Genomic DNA, 21,605 nt, shown 5'->3' with positions numbered 1-21,605 from the left:
AGTGCAGCATTTTTAAAATTCACCATTTCATTAATTTTTTTGAGTGGTGAAATAGATATATTCATGATTTGATGAAGAGGGCCGTAAAAATTTCTTTTTAGAATGTTTGAGGCTTTAAAAAGGAGAGATTTAGAAATACTTTTTTAGTATGAAGTTATGTCTTTAAGGTACTAGGACATTTATCTGGTTCTTCGATAAGATGAGATAAAACCCAAATGTGTTTAATGGATTAAAACAGATCACTCATGGCTCGAGTAAAATACGATACAACGGGACGATACGCAGATCATCCGCAAGAAATTCACGATTTGCTGTCTAAATTGCACTTTGATACTGCCCACGGCCAAATCTGGTTTGATGAATATCGGATGCTGCTTTTACACACCAGCATTATGGGATATTTGCGTAAAGACTTAGCGCACATGATTGGGCTTGAACGGACCAAGCGTTTTTTTATTCGTTTAGGTTATCAAGCTGGGTTAAAAGATGCAGAAGTTACTACAAAAATGCGTCCCGATTTAAATGAACACGATGCTTTTATGGCGGGTCCACAAATGCACGCCATTCGTGGAATGGTGCAAGTACAGGCCAACCAGCTCAATTTAAGCCACGATAAAAAACAGTTTTATGCCGATTTAAATTGGCTCAATTCTTTTGAAGCCGATGTGCATTTAGAGCATTTTGGCCCAAGTGATGAACCTGCGTGCTGGATGCTTCTGGGTTATGCGTGCGGCTACAGTAGTTTTGCGACGGGCATGACCATTATTTATCAAGAAATAGAGTGTAAAGCTTGCGGCGATGAGCATTGCCGTATTATTGGTAAGCCTTTAGAAGAGTGGGAAAATGCTGATGAACTGATTCAGTTCATGTCTCCCGAACCCATGGAAAAAGAACTGATTGCGTTGCAGGCTGAACTTTTTGAACTTAAAAAATCAATTTATAGCGACAGTGAAGCCGATTACCAATTATTTAGTTCTGTGGGTAAGTCAGCATCTTATAAACAGGTCTGTGCATTATTAACAAAAGCAGCAGGTTCGAAAGTTTCTATTTTGCTACAAGGTGAAACCGGCGTTGGTAAAGAAGCTTTTGCTCGAGGAGTTCATGCAAATAGCCAAAGAAAAGACCAACCTTTTATTGCAGTAAACTGTGCAGCGATTCCACCAGAGTTAATTGAGTCTGAATTATTCGGGGTAGAAAAAGGTGCTTATACAGGAGCGTATCAATCTCGCTTGGGGAAGTTTGAACGAGCCAATGGTGGTACGATTTTTTTAGATGAAGTGATTGAGCTTTCTCCTCGTGCACAAGCAGCACTATTACGCATTTTGCAGGAAGGTGAATTTGAGCGAGTCGGAGATTCACAGACACGTATTTTAGATGTCCGTGTAATTACAGCAACCAATGAAGATCTTGAGCAGGCTGTAAAAACAGGGCGATTTCGGGCAGATTTATATTATCGCTTAAATATTTTCCCAGTACAGATCCCGCCTTTGCGAGAGCGCCGTGAAGATATTCCTTTATTGGTTGAACACTTTCTTCGTCGCTTTGAAAAAATGTACGGCAAAACCATTCAGGGTGTAAGTGAAAAGACCAAAGTTTTTATGCAGCAATATGAATGGCCGGGAAATATTCGTGAGTTGGAAAATTTATTAGAAAGGGCTGTTTTATTAACGGATGATCAGCAACTGATTAAGTTAAATGCCATTTTCCCACAGATCAAGCATGACCCAGAGCAGGCTGTAGTTGTTGAAACCGACTTTGAGCAATTGTTGCAGGCAGAGTTTAATTTAGAAGAACACGAGAAGCAGTTAATTTTAACGGCTTTAAAAAAGGCAAATCATAATGTGTCTGAAGCGGCACGTTTATTGGGGCTAACTCGGGCAGCACTGGATTATCGAATTAAAAAATTTCAGCTTTGAGTCAATATCAACAAGCTCAAAAATAAAGGCCTAACTTTAAACGTTAGGCCTTATCGACTATTGCACTTTCGCTGGGAAACCATCTTCTTCAAGTGCTTCGGTAATTTTGTCGATGCTTTCACTGCTTTCAACAGTCACGATTTTGGTCGCTAAGTCTACATCTACTTTTGCATTTGGATCGACGTCCTGAATCGTCGCAGTCACTCCACGAGCGCAGCCACCACAAGTCATATTTTCAATAAGTAGTTTCATATTCATACTCCATCAAGAATGAGATATTTGTTTGGATAACACTGAGTCTAAACCTTGTCATGATTGTAAGGTCAAGACCAAATTTTTAAAAAAATATGCTTGACCTTCCCATGATGGGAATCTGTATGCTCAATACAGAATATTAAATTTTGCAGATTTGCAGAGGTGTTTGATGGACTCAAAAACCACAAAATTGCCAGCATATAGTGAAACACTTCCAATCGAAGGCATGACGTGTGCCTCGTGTGTAGGTCGTGTCGAAAAAGCACTTAAAAAAGTTGAAAATATAGAGATTGCCAATGTTAATTTGGCAACAGAAAAAGCGGTTGTTTATTCAAATCAACCAATCCAGCGCGAAGCACTGGTTAAAGCAGTTGAACGAGCAGGTTATGATGTTCCCAAAGCTGCGCCAGTGGAGTTGTCTATTGAGGGCATGACCTGTGCGTCTTGTGTTGCACGTGTAGAAAAAGCCCTTAAAAAAGTAGACGGTGTTCAACAAGCTACGGTCAACTTAGCAACAGAGCAGGCTTGGGTACAAGCAGATGCATCAGTTAATGTTGAAGACTTAATTCGCGCTGTTAAAAAAGCAGGTTACGACGCTAAAGCATCTGAAAAAAATCAAGATGAGCAACTCGATAAAAAAGCGTCAGAGTTAGATCAGCTAAAAAAAGATTTGATCATTTCGATTGTGTTGGCCTCACCTGTGTTTATTTTGGAAATGGGTTCACATCTCATTCCAGCTTTTCACATGTGGATCATGGACACCATTGGCCAATACAATAGCTGGCTTTTACAGTTTGCTTTGACCACATTAGTGCTCGTTTTTCCAGGTCGCCGTTTTTATCAAAAAGGGATTCCAGCGCTGTGGCGTTTAGCACCAGATATGAACTCGCTAGTGGCAGTTGGAACCTTGGCTGCCTACAGTTTTTCAGTAGTGGCAACCTTTATGCCGCAGGTTTTACCACAAGGTACGGTCAATGTTTACTTTGAAGCGGCTGCTGTAATTGTCAGTTTAATTTTACTCGGACGATATTTCGAAGCCAAAGCTAAAGGACGTACTTCGCAAGCTATTCAACATTTAGTGGGCATGCAGCCTAAAACCGCTCGCATTCAGCGTGATGGACAAATAGTGGAAGTTGCAGTTGCTGAAGTAGTCAGTGGAACTATTGTAGAAATCCGTCCGGGTGAGCGTGTGCCTGTCGATGGTGAAGTGGTTGAAGGGCACAGCTACATTGATGAATCTATGATTACGGGTGAGCCAGTCCCTGTTGAAAAAATAGTTGGACAACAAGTAGTTGGGGGTACGGTCAATCAAAACGGTACTCTAAACATTCGGGCAACTGCTGTTGGTTCTTCATCTGTACTGTCACAAATTATTCGCATGGTTGAGCAGGCCCAAGGTTCTAAACTTCCGATTCAGGGCTTAGTCGATAAAGTCACTATGTGGTTTGTGCCTGTAGTCATGTTAATTGCTGCAATTACTTTCTTGGTTTGGTTTATTTGGGGGCCAGAGCCTGCGCTGACTTTTGGTTTAGTGAATGCTGTTGCGGTACTGATTATTGCATGTCCTTGTGCGATGGGACTTGCAACACCAACTTCTATTATGGTCGGTACTGGACGTGGTGCTGAGTTAGGTGTCTTGTTCCGTAAAGGTGAAGCTTTGCAGCTTTTACAAGAAGCGCAGGTCGTTGCAGTTGATAAAACGGGTACACTCACCGAAGGCAAACCGACACTGACTGACTTTAATGTGCAACAGGGCTTTGAACGCAAACAAGTGCTGACTTTAGTTGCCTCAGTCGAAGCCAAGTCTGAACACCCGATTGCACTCGCGATTGTTCAAGCAGCAGAAAGTGAAGGCCTAAACTTATTACCAGTAACAGCATTTAACTCGATTACAGGTTCAGGTATTGAAGCGGAAGTTTCAGGCCAGAAAGTACAAATTGGTGCAGATCGTTATATGCACCAACTTGGTTTAGATACCAGCTCATTCCAAGCGATTGCTGCTCAGTTAGGTGAAGAAGGTAAAACACCGCTTTATGTTGCTATCGATCAGCAACTTGCAGCAATTATTGCCGTGGCAGATCCAATTAAAGAAACAACCTATGCTGCGATTGAGGCCTTACATCAGCTTGGGTTAAAGGTTGCAATGATTACTGGAGACAACCGTCATACGGCACAAGCCATTGCCAAAAAGCTGAACATTGATGAAGTTGTGGCAGAGGTTTTACCCGAGGGCAAAGTGGACACAGTCCGCCAACTGCAAAAACAGTATGGGCGCTTAGCTTTTGTTGGTGATGGTATTAACGATGCACCAGCCTTGGCACAAGCAGATGTCGGTTTAGCTATTGGTACAGGAACAGATGTTGCCATCGAAGCAGCTGATGTTGTGCTCATGTCAGGTAGTTTAAAAGGGGTACCGAATGCAATTGCATTAAGTAAAGCCACCATGCGAAACATACGTCAAAACCTGTTCTGGGCATTTGTATATAACGTAGCCCTAATTCCAATTGCAGCAGGTGCGCTATATCCAGCATTTGGCGTTTTACTCTCGCCAATGTTTGCAGCAGGGGCGATGGCACTTTCTTCGATTTTTGTTTTAGGCAATGCATTACGTTTAAAACGCTTTCATGCGCCAGTAGAGTAAGCGTGCTGAAAATCAACTTTTGGTTTAAGATCATGACAGCAGGTCTTAAACCAAATTTAATATTTGAGGTGTGAGATGAATATCGGTCAGGCATCCAAACATTCGGGCATTTCGGCGAAAATGATTCGCTACTATGAAGAAATCGGTTTACTTGAAGCAGCTCAGCGTTCTGCTTCTGGCTATCGCATCTATTCAGAAACAGACCTTAAAACTTTAAACTTTTTAAAGCATGCTCGAGAGTTAGGTTTTTCATCTGAACAGATGAAAGAGCTTATTTCACTTTGGAAAAATACTGATCGGCATAGTGCAGAGGTGAAAGCCTTAACCGTCAAACACATTGCCGAATTAAAGCAAAAAATTGCCCACCTACAAGAAATGGTTAATATTTTGCAGGCTTCTGCCGATGATTGCTGTGGCGACCAACAGGCTTCTTGTGCCATTTTAGATCATATTGAAAAAGGGGTGGGTGTAAGCTAAATCCCATAAAAATAAAAAGGTAAAATCATGATTTATACAGCTTCTTGTCTTTGTAATGGTGTTCAACTCAGCATTAATGCTGAATTAAATCCCATTATGGTTTGTCATTGTAAGCAATGCCAAAAAGCACAAGGGGCTGCTTTTGCTGCCATCACTCAAGTACAAAAAAGTGATTTAAACATTGTGCAGGGTGAAAACCTGTTACAGGCTTATTTTGCATCACCTAATAAAAAGAGAGTGTTCTGTAAAACTTGCGGTTCACCGATCTGGAGTGAACGTCTAAATCAGCCAGAAGTGGTACGCCTGAGGGTCGGACTTATTAATGAAGAAATATCGACGCCAGTCATCTCTCATGCTTTTGTCAATTCACAAGTGAAGTGGTATCCAATTTGTGATGACGCTCGCCAATATCCAAATGGGGTAGAAAATCCTTAAATATTAAGGTTAGATCGTATTTTGTTCATTTGTAAAAAAACGTGAACAAGACTAGTCATGAATAAATAATGTGCTATAACTGTACATAAGGTAATCGTAATATCTCCTCGCTCCACAGGGAAACTTGGGACAGGGCAAAAGATACGATAAGACCTTACATATAGCTAGCAAAGAGCAAACAAGAGTTGGATAGACACAACGCTTACATTGCTCACCGTTGCAGAAAAGCCCGTGAAACGGGCTTTTTTAATGCCTGTAAAAAAGATATTTCTTATTTGGAAATATCTTATACTTTTAAACTATTTATGAAAAAGTAATGTAAAAATAATAAAATATTTCAAATATACAGACTTTTCTGTATTGCAATTTGTTTTTATTAAGGGTACATTTGGTTAACGGTTTAAAGTTCAAGTTTAATAATGAACTCATGGTCGTTGTGGGAGATCTAAGAGCCTGCATTTTCCCCAAGATGCGGGTTTTTTTTATGCCTGTAAAAAAGTAAAAATTGTAATCAGCTTAAATAAAAAATATCTAATTTACTGTTATCTAAAATATTTTAATTAGCCTACGATCTAAAGATTGCGTAGGCTTAAAATTGTGAATACCACTTAGGAACGATATGCCAGACAAGCTTGTGCGCAAGCAAGACATGCTTTAGCACAAACTTGGCAGTGTTCGTGGTCATGTTTACTGCATTCTGCTGCACAAAGTTGACAAGCGTTCGCACAAAGTTGCATGGCTGATTCTGCTAGTTCAGAGTTTCTTAGTTCTAAAGACGTACAAAGTTGGCAGGTTTCTACACATGTCATGCAATGCTTAATACATTCACGCATCATACTTACATGTTCTTCTTGCAAACATGCTGCTGCACATGTTTTGCAGGCAATCATACATTCAATGCAGGCTTGAATTGAGGTAGAGGTATTACAAAATAAAGAAGAGTTGGTTTCTTGTTGAGTTTCCATAAAAGTTCTCCTGTCGAAGACTATTATTAAAAAACAGAATATTCTTATCTCTTTTCATTTTATAAAATCATTTCTTTGGTAGGTGAGTTTGAAATGAAAGGTCTACAAACGCTCAATAGGGTTTAACCTCGTATAAGAATGTTACATCTAGCTACTTCAGTTATAAATTTCAAAACTATTTGCCCAGCATTAGATTTAAAATTTGATTCGATATAATACTTTTGGCTAATTTCTTATTGTGTGAAAATTGTGCAAATTATCAGTGTGAACTTTAAGGGCACACGAAATGGAAAACGTTAATCAATTTGCTCACGGAGCTGAGCATGAAGTCCACATACATTGCAAACGATCATTAAGCACTTTAATACTGAGTATGCTCGTATTAATTACAACTGGTCGTTAAAAGAAAAAGCACCTAAGGGTGCTTTTTCTATATGAGTTTAAAGTGAAACCTTTACTTAAGAGTCTATAAAGCCACGCCGTTTTTTGTAGGCTTTACGGTCATAAGAAGGGATGTTTGATTTCTGGAGATCAATCGCAAGTTGTTTCTTGCGTTGAAACTGGACTTCACTTAGAAGAGCAGCATAAATTTTGGGGCGATCAGTTTTAAACTTTTCTACATCCAACGGAATCGTATCTTCGTTCTTAACAATGTATAGCACAGAGCCATTGCCATTCATTTCATAAACCGTCCAACCAACTCGTACAATGTAGAGTCCGGTTTTCTGATTCTTACCTAAATAAGATTTAAAACCATCTGGATGAGGGCGAACATAAGCATTCATCATGCATCCTCCATCATCTGATTTATTTGATGAAAGCGACAATCAAAGAATTGATGGGGAACGGGACATCATATTCAGTAAAATCACGATTTCTAGTTGTTTATATATTGATCATTTTTCAAATTTCAAGTCAGAAAAAAGCGTTTATTAAATAAGCTAAATAAGGGTTAAATATTAAAAATAACGGCTTATTTTTCTGTGAAAAAAAGCTTGATTTAATTGTTTAGCGAGCATAAAAAATAGCGCTTATTCTATGTTTCTGTGATCGATTTTGCATATTTAAAATTATTGAAATAGTAAGTGAATTTGTAGTCAGGTGGAGTTAATTATTTGTTTTAAAATTAAAAAAATAAAATTCAATATTTCTTGTTACAACCATTATGTCGACAATAGATATTCCTTTTTGACATATTTCGCCTAGCATAACTAAAGAGTTCGTTGCCTATGGTGTCATTTATGTTTATTGGACTTGTGGTCACCATTTTGTTGACTCCAGGCCCAACAAATACATTGTTAGCCTCGGCTGGAATACAAGCAGGGGTGAAGCAGTCTCTTAAACTTATTCCTGCTGAAGTGATGGGTTATCTCATTGCAATTACTTCATGGGGTGTTTTGCTTGAGTCAGTTTCACATTTTATCCCTTGGCTTCCTGCCTTATTAAAGTTAATAAGTGCAACTTTTATTCTCTACCTTGCATTTAAACTTTGGATAACATCAACAAATGACATCAAATTAGACAACCCACTAATTACGCCTAAGGCTTTATTTGTTGCAACACTTTTGAATCCTAAAGCTTTACTCTTTGCTTCGGCTATTTTTCCACATGCAGCATGGGAAGTGCTTCACGTTTATTTTGTGCATATTGCTATTTTTTTATCATTAATTACACCCATTGCATTTTTATGGATTGCTTTTGGAACCGTATTAATTTCAAACAAAGTAACTTGGTTAAACCAACGTAATTTACAACGTACGGCTGCATTTATTTTAACTTTTTTTGCGATGCCAATCGGCTATTCTGCGATTAGCTCATTTTAAACTTAACCCTTTATTTATATTAAAAAATTTAATTTTCAGGAGATTTTCATGACAAGATTAAAAGTAATTATCAAGGACCAGTTTGATAAAGAATCAATTGCTTTGGCAAAAGTTAGACCCATGAATGACCATGCGCTTGAGCTTCATAAAAGCGTTGAACATATTGAAATTAATGATGATATTATTTTACCCAATATGGATTTGCTCTATGAAAACCCTAAAGATGGCAAAATTTATCAGTTAATTGGTCCATTCAGTGAGGAATAACTCTTAAATTAAATTTAACAATAACCATGAGCAGAGTTTGTGTTTGGTATAGTCTTAGATGGTGAAAATTAAGCCAAACTAACGTATAGACACAATTAAAATATTGAACATCTAAAATGGTTATGGGACTATGCCTGTGTAAAAATGTGACCTAATCCACATTTTTGCATTTCAGGATTAAGTGGATTTCACTAAGCCCATTCCTTCAATGAGAAGTAGGAGTGGGCTTTTTTTATTCTTTGAATGTCTCATCTAGAGCTTGTTGAACAGCTTCTATACGTGATTTACACGCTTTATAAGCCGTAATAGATTCTTCAACAATTTTCATTAAATTATCGATATCCGGGCTTTCCTGAGATTCAAGTAATTCGGCATTTTTCTTCAAAATGTCATGACCATCTTTAAACGTTAACTCTTCATTCTTCATTTGGAATTACCTGTGTAATGTTGGCTTCAACCACACCATCTTGCATCTCAATAGCAATGGCGGGGCTTGAAATTTGATGTATAGAGCGAATCGCTTTTCCTTCTGATCTAACAATTGCATAGCCCTTGGCCTGAACCTGTTTCGGGTTTTGCAAAAGAATTTCTTTCATCAAAGATTCGATTTGGGCTAATGAAAATTTAACTTGTTGCTGTGAGCTAAACTGAATACGTTCTTTCATCTGGTCAAGCAAACGATGTGCCGAGCTAAGTTGACTCTGTGCCGAAGATTTAATGTGATGAAGCAGTTGATCATTTTTGCTTTGATAGGTTGTGATTTGATGCTGAGAAAGTAGCTTAATCGTTTGCAGACTATCTACTGCTTCTTGTACGCGTTCAACAATGTGGTTTCGGATACCAGCAATGACTTTACTTGGTGTATCAAATGAGCGATGGGCAATTTCATCAAGAATAGTACGGTCTTTTTCATGACCAATACCTACCCAAATGGGTACACTACGTTTGCAAAGTAGAGCGGCAAGTTCATAATCATTTAAATAAGCTAAATCATTTACCGATCCACCACCGCGAATAATCACAATCAAATCAGGTGGAAAGTTAAAGGTGCTGGCCCATTGTCTTAAACCTGAACCTAAGGATTCAATCAAACTGGTTGCAGCCGTGTTTCCTTGAAAAGTAGCGGTGTGATACACAAAATGGCAAACCCCATTTCGCTCAAGTGCATCTGCATCTTTTTTAAAGTCACCAAGGCCCGCAGCATTTTGAGGGGCAATGACTAAAACATTTTGAATATCAAAAGGAGTGGGAAGAAGTTTATTTTTATGGATTAAACCTTCTTGAGTAAGTCGTTCAATAATTTGCTGATAACGTTTAGCAATTTCACCCAACGTAAAGCTTGAGTCAATCTCTTCAATATTGACAGAAAATCCATATTGAGGATCAAAACGTGCTCTAATTTTGATGAGTACATTTAAGTCAATTGAAATCTCAATCCCAGTTTCACGTTCAAACTTTAAAACAATTTTACTCGCTGAAAATTTCCAGATTGTGGCTTTACAGCTTGCAATGACTTTATCAGTCTCTGCATCTTTTTCTGCGAGCTCTAAATAGTAATGGCCGCCCTTAATATTTAAATTTCGAATTTCTGCTTTTACCCAAACTGGCTCATCAAAAGCCACACGTATGACTTCCTGAACTGTGCCGAGATATTCACTAAGGGAAAACTGAGGTTCAGACATACGAACTAAAAATTAAAGGGCCAAACTAGATAGTATAAAAGCCATCCAACCAAGGCAATTGTTGTCTATGAATATCGGGTTCTATTTAAAATAAATACAACAATTTAAAGAATTAAAAATTGAAATTGATAAGTGAATTTAGACTGAATGGTTAAAATGAAAAAATAATAAAAAGAGAATTGTTAATAATTACAACCGATTAAAAAATAAAGTTTGCTTTATAAAATAGATGAGCGTATAAAGCTTACTTCCAATTGCGGGGTGGAGCAGTCTGGTAGCTCGTCGGGCTCATAACCCGAAGGTCGTTGGTTCAAATCCGACTCCCGCATCCAAAAATATTATGCTCTGTGATGTACCACTTTTCATAATACGAAAATTATGAAAAGCAATTAGCTTATAAATAACCCTATATAAAGCTAAATATTAAATTCTAGACGAACTGTCCATACCCTAAATCTAGCGTTCTAATTACATACCGTAAAATCACATGAGCTCAGTGATGAGTGAATGATTGTGAATATAGTAAATGAGTGGCACATTGCCACAGCCGTAAATGGCAACGAAATTAATGTGAGGATTGTTCCTCATGTGCGTAAACAAAACTCTCTCGATGGATATCGTTGGGTCGAAGTTGGTAAAAAAATTCAACTTCAATCTGGTGAAGAAATTGAGTTAAACCAAGATGGTAAAAGCTTCTATGCCGGGTTTAATCAACTTTATCGTTTAAATACATATTGTTGATAAAACCATGGTAATAAAGCGAGAAAACCTATCTCTTTTAAAGGAGATAGGTTTTTTTATGTCTATAAGTTATATAAATAATTAAAGTTATAAAAAGGCTGAAGTGATTAAAAATAAGTGCATTATTATTTTAATTATATTTAATAACTAAATTAGCCTGCCCGCCAAAACTGGCGACCCATAACCTTAAAGTTTTTACCGTTCTCTTCTGTTACACGTCGGTCTCTAAATTTTTCATTTAAGCTATGCAAAATTAAAGAGCCATCTGCCTCTTTAAAAATCTGTTTAATCATTCCTTCGCCAGCAAAGTAAACCGCATAAATCTCGCCATCAATGACTTCTGTTTGAGAGATATCAATACCCACCAAATCTCCGTCTTTAATGTAGTCGGTCATGCTATCGCCTTTAGCTTTAATAATACGCATGCATTCTTGAGCAACGCGTTTTTCTTTAAAGAATGAAGCAGGGAATGGAATTTTTCCATTAATAGCATCAAAGTGAAATTCAATAGATTCACCTGTCCCGCAAGAAAAGTTAGCTTCTACAACTTCAATCCAGACATATTGATCGGTAGATTCTGCACTTACTACAGTCGGGCTAAATACATCACTTTCTCTAAAAGAATCTTCAGTATTGCCCGTCGTTAACCAATAACCATCCACTCCTAAAAATTGAGCAATTAAAGGAAGAAATGCGGATTTTAAATTTTTCCCTGACTCTAAAGCCTGATAGGCAGGTTGCGACATCTTTACAGCTTCTGCCACTTCAGCCTGAGTTTTTTTGGCTTTAATTCTAGAGTCTTTTAAACGGTCTTTAAGAGCCATAATGGTTACACCAGTAAACTTATAACAAATATATAACTTAAGTTATATAGAGTAAAACAACTATAGTTATTGACTAATAATAACTATAGTTATAATATCAGTTATATCTCAAGATGAATAGAGAAAATTTAAATGGTACCTAAGTCACTATTTATCGCTTTATCAAAGCTTTGAGATGGAAGCTAAATTTATTTTGTTTCTACAGGTAGCAGAATAAAAGGGAGATAGCTCAATTATTATTTGCAAACAGGCTATCAAAACAAAAATTGGAATAAAAAAAAGCCCGATTCCGTGGATCAGGCTTAATGTTCGTCGATAAAGGGTATCAAGAACATGAAGAATTTAACAAAGATTGTGAGACCTAACAAAAGTTTCCGATATACGGCAAAGCCTTATATGAACTTTTTGGTCAAAAAATTAAGGCGTGTAAAAAGCTTAAATCCAAAAAATTTAATACTTTTTTACATTTTTAGAAAAGGAAATATTTGTTTATAAATTAGTGGCTTAATTGCATATAGTTTGGTTCTTTAGGATTGTTGTACCAGATGAAACGTTTTGAACACACATTTGTAGTCATAGCTTAGCTATATTGCTCAAAGAATGTATCAAAACCTCAAGAATAACAAACGATAAAGACGCCTTACTAACGAGTACATTGAGTTGGAGATAGTGAATGACTACAGCAATGCAGAACAGAGCTAAACAACTTAAAAATGCAAAACGTGGAGGGTATATCCCGACAATTGCCAAAGACGTAAACAAATATAAGGTACAAAAAATAAAAAGGGCACTTGAGGAGGCCAAGCAGATTGTAAATGAGCTTGAAGATGACGCATTCGAATTCGATGATCAAGTCTCTATGCAAAAAGCGATTGGTGCAATCACAGTGATTGAGTTGATTGAACAAGCCTTAAACGGTGCACACTAACAGGCTTTAGCATACAAACATTCTTTCTCGGACCTCTGAAATAAATGGGGTCAAGGATAAGTTCGTCTTGCAATTTAGCGCTGCTTTAAAGCGTTAGTGTTTTTTATTGACTGTAATAAAGAAAAAGAAGGGATTAATAAACATTGAAAACCACTAGCTGGTCAACGTGGTGAGTTTTCAAGTTTTACCCTTTAGCGCAGGACAAAGTCATGGAAACAGTTTCTAGCAGTGGGTTAGCCACATTTTTAAATTTTTATAGTATTGCAATTATGGTGGCTCTAGCAGTCAGCTTAGTTGTCGCAGTTGTATTAATGATGCGTTTTCGTCGTTCTCCACAAGAATGGATTGTTGCTCTCATCTGTACCGTAGTTTCAAGCCTAACAGGCGGCTCATTCATTATTATGAAATGGAACCTGCATGAATGGGTATCCGATATTTGGGGAATGATCACCCTATCTGGATTCTTCTTCATATGTGGTTTACCGGGCTGGGCTATTGTGAGATGGATATTTAACTTCATCAATAAACAAGAAGGTAAAACGATTGTAGAGGTCATCAAAGACCTAAAAAAAGCAAAAGATGATCTTCAAAATAGCTAAAGACAGCTTTAAATATAAAGGTAGAATAAAATGAATATTGATCAATACTTAGAAAAAGTTATCAGCCGTGAAGGCGGGTATGTTAACCATTCATCAGATCATGGCCATGCGACTAAATTTGGCATTACAGAAGCAGTCGCTCGATCGAACGGATATCAAGGCAACATGCAAGACTTGCCCTTAAGCGTCGCTAAATCTATTTATAAGCAAAAATACTGGCTTGAACCCCAGTTTGACCAGATTAATGCGATTAGCCCAGCTATTGCAGAAGAGTTACTGGATACAGCTATAAATTGTGGCGTCAATTTTACAAAGCCTTTATTACAACGTGCTTTAAATCTGCTGAATAAGCAGGGGAAGGAAGGTTGGCCAAATCTTGTGGTAGATGGCCAGTACGGACCTCTAACTTTGCAAGCACTGGCGACCTACTTAAATAGACGTCGTAAAGAGGGAGAAAAAGTATTTGTGCGCATTTTAAATATTATGCAAGGGCAGCATTATATTGAAATTACCGAGAACAACCCTAACTACGAAGATTTCTTTTATGGTTGGATATTAAACAGAGTAACACTCTAAAAATGTATTAGAAGAGAACATGTTTAAAGATCTAATGAGTTAAAAAGCCTAACCATGAGTTAAGGCTTTTTAACAAATAATAGGTCGAGCAATGCTTTATTGTATGATGAGTAAAATGGCAAGTAGAAAGAAAATAGCACCACTAATTTTATTGAGTATCGTGAAATTATTTCCAGCTAACATTTTCTCTTTAAAAATTGAAGAGAAGTTTGCGTAAACTAAATGAATTAAAAAACCAATAAAACAAAAGGTTAAAGAAAGAATTAAAAATTGATTTAAAATCTCTTTCTTGATATCAATAAATTGAGGGAAGAGTGCGATAAAAAATACGATTGTTTTAGGATTAAGCAAAGATGCGAATAGGCCCTGATAAAACAATTTAGATTTACTTACAGCTTTATCTTTTTGTTGATCGGTCATTAACTCTTGGGTTGCAAGTTTTTTAGTGAAGTTTTTATATCCGAGATACATTAAATAAAATGCACCAATAAACTTTAAAACCGTAAAAATAGTAGGGTTACTGGTAATAATAAGTCCTACACCGCTGGCAGAAATTACAGCAATCACAAACATACCAATAATTAAACCACTTATTCCAAACAAAGCAGTTTTAACACCATAGTTAATTGAATTTGTGACAGTAAATAAAACTCCCGGGCCTGGGCTTAATAAGGTAAGAAATGCTATTGTTATAAATACTAAAAGACCGCTCACGCTGATATATCCTATTTATCAATTGAGGCAAGATTGTGCGGTTACTTTAAATGAGAAAATAATCGTTGTATACAGAAGGTTATGTATATTTAAGTCTTAAATAGATTAAATATTTAAAATATAGATTTGTATAAATAAATAGGGCATATAAAACTATAAAAGTGAAAGCAACATAAACACACAACGTTAAAAATTGAGCATGTTAGTATGCTAAGTCTATACCTCAAGAAATCTATAGTATGACGAAAAATGAACGGCAGTTTAAATCTGGCGAGTTTCAATTTTCCTTTTTAGCGTTTAAATATTGGGGTATATGGTTTTTAGCTTTTATTCTAATGTTATTTGCGATGTTACCTTGGGCTATTCAATGGCGCCTTGCTGATTTTCTATCAAAAATAGCGTGGAAATCTTTAAGTTCTCGAAGAAAAACGACACTACGTAATTTACAAGCATGTTTTCCAGAAAAAACACCTTTGCAAATTGAGGCAAAAGCTAAACAGGTTTTTGTTGATACTTTAACGGGTGTATTTGAAGCTCTAAATGCTTGGTATTGCCCAAATTGGTTTAAAAGTCGTGTTCACATAGATGGTTTAGAAAATTTAACCAATAATCAGGAAAATGGCGTACTTTTATTAGGTACCCACAGTACGCTTTTAGATGCAGGTGGAGCGGCGTGTACTTTATTCTTTAATATGGACGTGGTTTACCGACCTCAAAACAATCCGTTTTTAGATTTTCTGATTCATCGTAGTCGTGCGCGAGTGTATAAAAACCAAATTGCTCGAGACAACATGCGTGGACTCATACAAAACCTTAAACATGGGCATGCGATATGGTATAGCCCAGATCAGGATTTTGGCTTAAAACAAGGCGTAATGGCATCATTTTTCGGTATTCAGGCAGCTACCGTTACAGCGCATCGCAGACTAATGGATATCTCAAAAGCAGCAGCCGTGCCTTTATATTTTTACCGTAGTGGTGATATTCGTAATCCGCAATATCATGTTTTAGTAGAACCTAAATTAGAAAATTTCCCGAGTGGCTGTGAAGTCAGTGACGCTGAAAGGGTAAACAAGATTATTGAAAACCAAATTCGCATTGCCCCTACACAATACATGTGGTTTCATCGACGCTTTAAAACACGTCCTGCTGGTGAACAGAAATTCTATTAATGGCGTCAGTAACTCAAGAATTAAAAGTACTTCTTTCAATTAAAATATAGAATATTAGATTTTTAATTGAAAGGATCTTTAATCAAATCAAGATGAAAGATGTAGAACCAGCAGTATAGAATTTTTCTTGCTTTAATTATTTTGAATATCGATTGCAAATGATTTTGAAGCGTGTATAGTCGAGCATAACTAACAAAATATTCTTGTCATCATAAATTTCTATTTCGCAGTTTTATTTATAAGTCTTCGGTTCATTCAGATATTTAAGTTTTCACGTCTATTTTTTAGTTAAATTGGTTTCCCCAATAATAAGTTATAATATTTTAAAATTTAGGATAAATATATGTCTACTTCTACTGGTACAGTAAAATGGTTCAATGAAACTAAAGGTTTTGGTTTTATTGCGGCTGATGAAGGTAAGGATATTTTCGCTCATTTTACCGATATTCAAACACAAGGTTTTAAAGTTCTCTTAGAAGGCCAACGTGTTGAGTTTACTGTAGTACAGGGTAAAAAAGGCCCACAAGCTTCTAATATTGTGATTCTTCAGAATTCATAACTTCATAGAGCGACTAGAGTTGTTTTGAATATATTATTTAAATAGAATATGTTTAAAGCTAAAGCGCTTTAGTAGAGTTTAAAAACCCACTCTATGTTGTGGGTTTTTTATAAGTTTTAATTAAACTTATCTTTAAAATAAAAAGCAGAATAAAAATATGCTCTTACAAGTGCTTCTAAATTTTTTGTTAAAATATAACTAATTAGGTGTGTGGTACTCAAATGGATATTTGTATTGGCGGTATTTTAGACGGTCAAAAGATAGAAAATCATAATGATGTTTTTAAGATAGAAGAGCACTATTCAGACAATAGCTCTCAGTATGTTAAGCAGCATTTTCACCTATTTGGAAAAATTTTTACTTTTTGGGTGTGCGAAGATATTGATTTACAACAAGCGATCAGAAAAGCTGAGAGAATTTTAGCGAATAAGAAAGAAACTCTTTAGTTGTTTGAACTAGGCATTTCTGTGCCTTTGTTTAATTTAAAAGATTTTCTTAGCAAACAATAGGTATTGTTTATATGAAATTAATAGAATGTTTTACAATACTATTGTGGTGTTACACAATTTAACATTTCTTGTGTGGTATTTACTAACAATAGTAATACATTAGGCTTAAGCTAAAATTGTTTTATTTATTGTGTAAATAAAACAAAAATCACTTTAATAATATACTTTATTAAAGTTGGTTCTTTATTCGATCTGTTATTATTAATTCAATATACATAATTAAATTATAGATAATATTTATTGTTATACACCTCTCTTAACAAAGGAAAACATGTTAAATGTTAAGTGCAGTACAACCTAATATTTGTTTTATTGGCAGTAGTAATCTCGCTTTAGCTTTAATAGGAGGGTTGGTTTTAAAAGGATTTAAAAAAGAAAAAATACATCTCATTGAAGAGAAAAAGATTAATGATACAAATACTTTGAAGCAAAAAGAAAATGGACTAAAAAAAGCTGAAATTGTTGTTTTGCTATTAGAGCCTAAACAATTAAAAGAGACACTTGTACCGCTAAAAAAATGGTTAGCTAGTAAAATTATAATTTCTATGATGGCGGGAGTAGATATTGCAAACTTGACTCGTTTTACGGGTTCGAAAAAAATTGTTCGTGTAATTTCAAATCCACCTGTGCTGACGCATACTGGGACGCATGTGCTTATTGCTTCAGAGCAAATGGACCAGCTTGATAAAGACCTAATCGAAATGCTGTACTCTGCAACGGGTCAGACTTTTTGGGCGCCGTCTGAAACGCAGACAGACGCAATTATTGCTTTGTCTGGTTCGGGACCAGCTTACTTTTTCTATATTTTAGATAGCATGATCAAGACAGGGGTTTCTTTAGGGCTCGATAAACAATTTGCTCTAGATTTAGCACTCCAAGCGGCTAGTGGTGCAGTTGAAATGGTCCGTAAAAGTAATGTCCCGCCAGCGGATCTGTGTGGTAAGGTGACGTTGGCTAACGGGATTACCGAATCAGCACTCAGAATGTTTGAGCTAGGAAATGTATCTGATGATATACGTTTAGCTATGAAGGCCGCATATCATCGTAGTAAAGAAATCACTTCAGAAATTATTACTGAGGTGAGTTAATTATTCTTTAGCAAACTAGGCCTTTAAAAAGTATTCCCAAATCACGAAGCCTAAGCCAAACCCAATAAACGAGTAGAGAGTAATAATAAAGAATACAAAACTGGCCTTATTTTTTTTCTTCAAAATGTTCATGGCGATGCCTCCAATTCAGATTAATTACATTTTGAAGAAGTGACGGCTGTAATCATAGATACAGAATTTTTTAAAAAAAATATAACAGAGCTATCATCTGTTATATTTTTAAGGGTTTTTCTCAATAAATATTTTAAAATCAATAAATTAAAGATTTAACTGTCAGCGTTTAACCTTTTTATTCAATTAGCATTAAATCGGCTGTATTTGCAGATTTGAGAGGGCGTAGGGCAAAGGTCGAACGGGTGTGGCGTATTCCTTTAATTGAATAAAGTTTCTTTCTTAAAAATCGTTCGTAATGGTCAGCATCTTTGACTGCTACTTTAACTAGATAATCATAGTCACCTGTGACGAGATGCGCTTCCACTACTTCAGGTATATCTGCTAATGCTTCACTGAAATTTTCTAGCATTTCGTCATCGTGGCGCTCTAAAGTAATTTCAATAAAAAAAACTTCATGAATGCCAATCGCTTTTTGGTTTACGTTTACCGTATATCCTTCAATAATTTTTAAAGTTTCCAGACGTTTCAGTCGAGTCCAGCATGGAGAAGATGAAAGACCTACTTCTTCGGCCAGTTGAGCAACGGTTAAACGGCCATTTCCACGTAATGCAGATAAAATTTTCCGATCAATACGATCTAGTGTGTATTCTGTTCTGTTCAAAATATAAACCAAAGAAGAATCTTCTGATAAAAATCAATATACTTCATTTTTATGCTGTGAATGTTTAAAAATTTTAAAAAATACAGGAAACATTTTGAGTCAAAGGTACATACACTATTTCTATGCATCGAACCTTTCTGGATAGAGGTTGGGATGGAGCAAAGAGCACTGTTTCAGTAAGGGTGACTAAACAGTGCTCTTTGCGGATTTCTTATTAATCTTTAAATCTATTTTTATTAACTGGCATGACATATCAAAACAAATCAAATAATAACTTTTATTTATCAATTGAAGAAAAACTAATCATTATTTTTTATCTAACTTTTCCTTTAATGTAATTCCATTACAAAGGAGGAGCAAGGTTATGATCACCCAGCATGATATAAATCAAAAACAATATCAAAATAAATCTCTCGACTATTTAAATAGCCAAGCTCATTCTGAAGGTATTGAATTTAATAAATTTATTAATGAAATTCAGAAAATTGAAAAAGCTGTAGTCCTTGATTTAGGCTGTGGTGGTGGGCATGTTTCCTATAATGTTGCTCCGCATGCCGACCTTGTTTTTGCTTACGATTTATCTCATGAAATGTTAGACATCGTGTCTAAGACGGCAAGCCAACGCAAATTAAAAAATATCTTTGTGCAGCAGGGCATTGCTGAGGACATGCCTTTTAGTGATCAGCAGTTTGATGTGGTCATTAGCCGATATTCTGCGCATCATTGGCAACATGTTCCGACTGCCATGAAAGAAGTAAACCGTGTGCTTAAGCCTGATGGTATTGTTATTTTTGTAGACATTATTAGTTCTAGCTCGCCCATATTAGATACGTTTTTGCAGACCATCGAAACTATTCGAGACCCAAGCCATGTACGAAATTATAGTGTAAAAGAGTGGGTCTATTTTATTGAAGATACAGGCTTTGACTTGGTGGGTTTAGATAAACAAACGCTTGCGTTAGACTTTGATAGTTGGGTAAAGCGAATGAAAACGCCTGAAGATCAAATCAAAACTTTACGTTATTTGCAGGAAGGTTCATCTGACCTTGTGAAGAAATATTTCAAAATTCAAAATGACGGTAGCTTTGAAAGCCATGTGGGTTATTTTGTCTTTAAGAAATTAGGGTTTTAACGTGGTGTCATGAATAAGGGTTTTAGTAGATTTGAAATGAATTAAATATCACTAGAACTCTTTTTTCGAATAACTCTAATTATATTAAAGGTGGTTATAAAAAAAATTAACATCATTTATTTGTTAAAACTTAATCACACAATTTTTGTAAGGTGATTAAGTATTCAAAAGAGATAAGGGTTATCTAATTTTCTTTATTATTAATAGACACTTATAAATAATTATTATTTAATACGCCCGCAATATTATCACTAATACTTTTAAAAACTTTGTCGGGGAAATAATGCGTAATTTTTTAGTAACGATTTTCACTCTATTCGTGGGAACATCAATTTATGCTGCTCAAGAATCTAAAAGTCTTGTAGGGCAAACACAATGCGAGAAAACAGTAGAACTGCATGGTTTCTTAAGCCGTGCTCAACTTGATTGTAATTATCATTATTCATCAGAGGCACTAATTCATGAAGCTGAAAAATGCACTAAACATGAATTAGGTGATAAATATGGTAAAGAAGTCATGAGATTCGGCATGAATCAATTTGAAGAACGTAAGAAAGAAGATACAAAAGGTCAATTATGTAGTAGAGTTTTAAAAGAATTTCCAAACTATATTAAAAAATAAAAAAAATAAGGTTTTAAAAAACGATTCTAGCAAGCCGATAAGATGGATTTAATTATTCATTTTATCGGTGTATCACCAAATATAATCTGCTAATTACAGTAGAAAATAAATGTACTCATTACCACATTGATACTTAAAATCGCTCTCATTATTCTCTGCGAAAGAACGGAGGCGGGACGCTTAGTGCGTGCCAGTTCCTAGATGACTGGTCTGTCAACCCACCTCCGTTCTTTCATCATGATTTCATAAATGAATTAATTGTTTTTAAAAGTAGTCTGAATAATATTTATAGCTTTTGAAAAGTTATTAAAAGGAATAGCCTTTTTAGAGAGTTGAGCATTACTACTCAGAAATTCTTCTAAACGTTTATCAAAACTATGTGAAAACTGAATCAACTCTAATGTATTTTTTAGAGTTTCTTTGGGTTTCTTGCGTGTAACTATAGACTTTAAATAACGTTGTAAAAGCCTTATTGTTCTTAAATAAAAAGGAACTTCCATTTTTAAAATTAAAGAGCATTCAAGAAGTAATGGAAGTAAGCGTTTATCGTAAGCTCCTTCTACAATCCAGCTATCTTGTAAGATGATTTCTTTAATACCCTGTGAAATCGTTTCTTTGGAATTTTTTACAAACTCAGTTCCACTTATATTCCAGTAGATTTCATCAAACCCATAAGTTGATATCTTTAATTCATCAGCTAATTTCTTAGTGATAGTTGTTTTACCAGCGCCAGAAGGGCCTACAATACAAATTTTCATGGTTTATCTTTTTAAAGGGATATTTCAACAAAATGGTTATAAATAGAAACTAGACTAAAGTTTATAAGTCACTCATCTGTTTTATCAAAGCTTAATAATTTTATTTTGTACAATAAAAACTCAATT

At 35.7% G+C, this 21,605-nt stretch carries 26 protein-coding genes and 1 tRNA gene; 17 read left to right on the top strand and 10 right to left on the bottom strand.

The window, feature by feature from the left end:
• The first annotated feature begins 245 nt into the window (after nt 1-245).
• Nucleotides 246-1,916 (top strand): phenol degradation transcriptional regulator MobR, encoded by a 1,671-nt coding sequence (mobR, locus tag AW165_RS12005; protein WP_060465957.1) that lies wholly within the window; start codon nt 246-248, stop codon nt 1,914-1,916.
• 57 nt (nt 1,917-1,973) lie between these two features.
• Here the strand turns inward: mobR and AW165_RS12000 are convergent, their stop codons facing one another.
• Nucleotides 1,974-2,174 carry a heavy-metal-associated domain-containing protein gene (locus tag AW165_RS12000; protein WP_078210158.1) on the bottom strand — a complete coding sequence of 67 codons (201 nt, stop codon included), beginning with the start codon at nt 2,172-2,174 and terminating at the stop codon, nt 1,974-1,976.
• Nucleotides 2,175-2,340: 166 nt separating this feature from the next.
• Between AW165_RS12000 and AW165_RS11995 the strand changes: the two genes are divergently transcribed.
• The 3 genes from AW165_RS11995 (at nt 2,341) to AW165_RS11985 (ending at nt 5,724) form a co-directional block, all read left to right on the top strand.
• A complete protein-coding gene (locus tag AW165_RS11995; protein ID WP_060465956.1) occupies nt 2,341-4,812 on the top strand; it encodes a heavy metal translocating P-type ATPase in 2,472 nt (823 codons plus the stop codon).
• A 75-nt stretch (nt 4,813-4,887) separates the two neighbouring features.
• A complete protein-coding gene (cueR, locus tag AW165_RS11990; protein WP_001020650.1) occupies nt 4,888-5,289 on the top strand; it encodes a Cu(I)-responsive transcriptional regulator in 402 nt (133 codons plus the stop codon).
• Nucleotides 5,290-5,316: 27 nt separating this feature from the next.
• A complete protein-coding gene (locus AW165_RS11985) occupies nt 5,317-5,724 on the top strand; it encodes a GFA family protein (protein ID WP_060465955.1) in 408 nt (135 codons plus the stop codon).
• Between the two features lie 608 nt (nt 5,725-6,332).
• Here AW165_RS11985 and AW165_RS11980 read toward each other — a convergent pair.
• On the bottom strand, nt 6,333-6,689 hold the full coding sequence (locus tag AW165_RS11980; RefSeq protein WP_017403103.1) for a four-helix bundle copper-binding protein: 357 nt from the start codon (nt 6,687-6,689) through the stop codon (nt 6,333-6,335).
• 458 nt (nt 6,690-7,147) lie between these two features.
• Nucleotides 7,148-7,477 (bottom strand): hypothetical protein, encoded by a 330-nt coding sequence (locus AW165_RS11975; RefSeq protein ID WP_002119931.1) that lies wholly within the window; start codon nt 7,475-7,477, stop codon nt 7,148-7,150.
• Between the two features lie 441 nt (nt 7,478-7,918).
• On the opposite strand from AW165_RS11975, the gene AW165_RS11970 reads away from it, so the two are divergent.
• Nucleotides 7,919-8,512 carry a LysE family translocator gene (locus AW165_RS11970; protein WP_005076893.1) on the top strand — a complete coding sequence of 198 codons (594 nt, stop codon included), beginning with the start codon at nt 7,919-7,921 and terminating at the stop codon, nt 8,510-8,512.
• Nucleotides 8,513-8,560: 48 nt separating this feature from the next.
• Nucleotides 8,561-8,779, top strand: coding sequence for a hypothetical protein (locus AW165_RS11965; protein ID WP_016141649.1), 219 nt, complete (start codon nt 8,561-8,563; stop codon nt 8,777-8,779).
• 232 nt (nt 8,780-9,011) lie between these two features.
• On the opposite strand, the gene xseB is transcribed toward AW165_RS11965, so the two are convergent.
• Both xseB and xseA read right to left on the bottom strand, forming a co-directional pair.
• Complete coding sequence (xseB, locus tag AW165_RS11960) at nt 9,012-9,206, bottom strand: exodeoxyribonuclease VII small subunit (RefSeq protein ID WP_002119890.1); 195 nt, start codon at nt 9,204-9,206, stop codon at nt 9,012-9,014.
• Nucleotides 9,196-10,461 (bottom strand): exodeoxyribonuclease VII large subunit, encoded by a 1,266-nt coding sequence (gene xseA, locus AW165_RS11955; RefSeq protein WP_060465954.1) that lies wholly within the window; start codon nt 10,459-10,461, stop codon nt 9,196-9,198. Before xseA ends, xseB begins: the two co-directional genes overlap by 11 nt.
• Nucleotides 10,462-10,716: 255 nt before the next feature.
• Here xseA and AW165_RS11950 point away from each other — a divergent pair.
• Both AW165_RS11950 and AW165_RS11945 read left to right on the top strand, forming a co-directional pair.
• Nucleotides 10,717-10,793, top strand: a tRNA-Met gene (locus AW165_RS11950).
• 175 nt (nt 10,794-10,968) lie between these two features.
• Nucleotides 10,969-11,202: a hypothetical protein gene (locus tag AW165_RS11945; protein ID WP_002119938.1), complete on the top strand. Its 234-nt coding sequence runs from the start codon at nt 10,969-10,971 to the stop codon at nt 11,200-11,202.
• A 152-nt stretch (nt 11,203-11,354) separates the two neighbouring features.
• On the opposite strand, the gene AW165_RS11940 is transcribed toward AW165_RS11945, so the two are convergent.
• Nucleotides 11,355-12,026: an XRE family transcriptional regulator gene (locus AW165_RS11940; protein WP_002119885.1), complete on the bottom strand. Its 672-nt coding sequence runs from the start codon at nt 12,024-12,026 to the stop codon at nt 11,355-11,357.
• A gap of 673 nt (nt 12,027-12,699) precedes the next feature.
• Between AW165_RS11940 and AW165_RS11935 the strand changes: the two genes are divergently transcribed.
• The 3 genes from AW165_RS11935 (at nt 12,700) to AW165_RS11925 (ending at nt 14,129) form a co-directional block, all read left to right on the top strand.
• Nucleotides 12,700-12,954 (top strand): hypothetical protein, encoded by a 255-nt coding sequence (locus AW165_RS11935; RefSeq protein WP_002119927.1) that lies wholly within the window; start codon nt 12,700-12,702, stop codon nt 12,952-12,954.
• A gap of 209 nt (nt 12,955-13,163) precedes the next feature.
• Complete coding sequence (locus tag AW165_RS11930; RefSeq protein WP_060465953.1) at nt 13,164-13,553, top strand: hypothetical protein; 390 nt, start codon at nt 13,164-13,166, stop codon at nt 13,551-13,553.
• A 30-nt stretch (nt 13,554-13,583) separates the two neighbouring features.
• The gene (locus AW165_RS11925; RefSeq protein ID WP_060465952.1) at nt 13,584-14,129 is read left to right on the top strand and encodes a glycoside hydrolase family 108 protein; all 546 of its coding nucleotides are present in this window, start codon (nt 13,584-13,586) and stop codon (nt 14,127-14,129) included.
• Nucleotides 14,130-14,225: 96 nt separating this feature from the next.
• Here the strand turns inward: AW165_RS11925 and AW165_RS11920 are convergent, their stop codons facing one another.
• Nucleotides 14,226-14,843: a LysE family translocator gene (locus AW165_RS11920; RefSeq protein ID WP_032003989.1), complete on the bottom strand. Its 618-nt coding sequence runs from the start codon at nt 14,841-14,843 to the stop codon at nt 14,226-14,228.
• 239 nt (nt 14,844-15,082) lie between these two features.
• Between AW165_RS11920 and AW165_RS11915 the strand changes: the two genes are divergently transcribed.
• The 4 genes from AW165_RS11915 (at nt 15,083) to AW165_RS11900 (ending at nt 18,171) form a co-directional block, all read left to right on the top strand.
• A complete protein-coding gene (locus tag AW165_RS11915) occupies nt 15,083-16,015 on the top strand; it encodes a lauroyl acyltransferase (RefSeq protein ID WP_032006555.1) in 933 nt (310 codons plus the stop codon).
• Between the two features lie 343 nt (nt 16,016-16,358).
• A complete protein-coding gene (locus AW165_RS11910; RefSeq protein ID WP_005070223.1) occupies nt 16,359-16,574 on the top strand; it encodes a cold-shock protein in 216 nt (71 codons plus the stop codon).
• 221 nt (nt 16,575-16,795) lie between these two features.
• The gene (locus AW165_RS11905) at nt 16,796-17,020 is read left to right on the top strand and encodes a hypothetical protein (protein ID WP_002117453.1); all 225 of its coding nucleotides are present in this window, start codon (nt 16,796-16,798) and stop codon (nt 17,018-17,020) included.
• Between the two features lie 341 nt (nt 17,021-17,361).
• Nucleotides 17,362-18,171: a pyrroline-5-carboxylate reductase family protein gene (locus AW165_RS11900; RefSeq protein WP_060465951.1), complete on the top strand. Its 810-nt coding sequence runs from the start codon at nt 17,362-17,364 to the stop codon at nt 18,169-18,171.
• A 15-nt stretch (nt 18,172-18,186) separates the two neighbouring features.
• Here the strand turns inward: AW165_RS11900 and AW165_RS19285 are convergent, their stop codons facing one another.
• On the bottom strand, nt 18,187-18,303 hold the full coding sequence (locus tag AW165_RS19285; protein WP_002117441.1) for a hypothetical protein: 117 nt from the start codon (nt 18,301-18,303) through the stop codon (nt 18,187-18,189).
• A 178-nt stretch (nt 18,304-18,481) separates the two neighbouring features.
• A complete protein-coding gene (locus AW165_RS11895; protein ID WP_031944142.1) occupies nt 18,482-18,967 on the bottom strand; it encodes an Lrp/AsnC family transcriptional regulator in 486 nt (161 codons plus the stop codon).
• A gap of 364 nt (nt 18,968-19,331) precedes the next feature.
• Between AW165_RS11895 and AW165_RS11890 the strand changes: the two genes are divergently transcribed.
• Nucleotides 19,332-20,099 (top strand): class I SAM-dependent methyltransferase, encoded by a 768-nt coding sequence (locus tag AW165_RS11890; RefSeq protein ID WP_060465950.1) that lies wholly within the window; start codon nt 19,332-19,334, stop codon nt 20,097-20,099.
• Nucleotides 20,100-20,382: 283 nt separating this feature from the next.
• A complete protein-coding gene (locus tag AW165_RS11885; RefSeq protein ID WP_060465949.1) occupies nt 20,383-20,721 on the top strand; it encodes a hypothetical protein in 339 nt (112 codons plus the stop codon).
• A 254-nt stretch (nt 20,722-20,975) separates the two neighbouring features.
• Here AW165_RS11885 and AW165_RS11880 read toward each other — a convergent pair whose 3' ends face one another.
• Complete coding sequence (locus AW165_RS11880; protein WP_060465948.1) at nt 20,976-21,479, bottom strand: AAA family ATPase; 504 nt, start codon at nt 21,477-21,479, stop codon at nt 20,976-20,978.
• Between the last annotated feature and the right edge of the window lie 126 nt (nt 21,480-21,605).

It is taken from the genome of Acinetobacter sp. LMB-5 (assembly GCF_001541635.1).
GTDB lineage: Bacteria > Pseudomonadota > Gammaproteobacteria > Pseudomonadales > Moraxellaceae > Acinetobacter > Acinetobacter pittii.
Note: the sequence above shows the minus strand (reverse complement) of the source record. Positions and strands in the feature narration are given on the sequence as shown.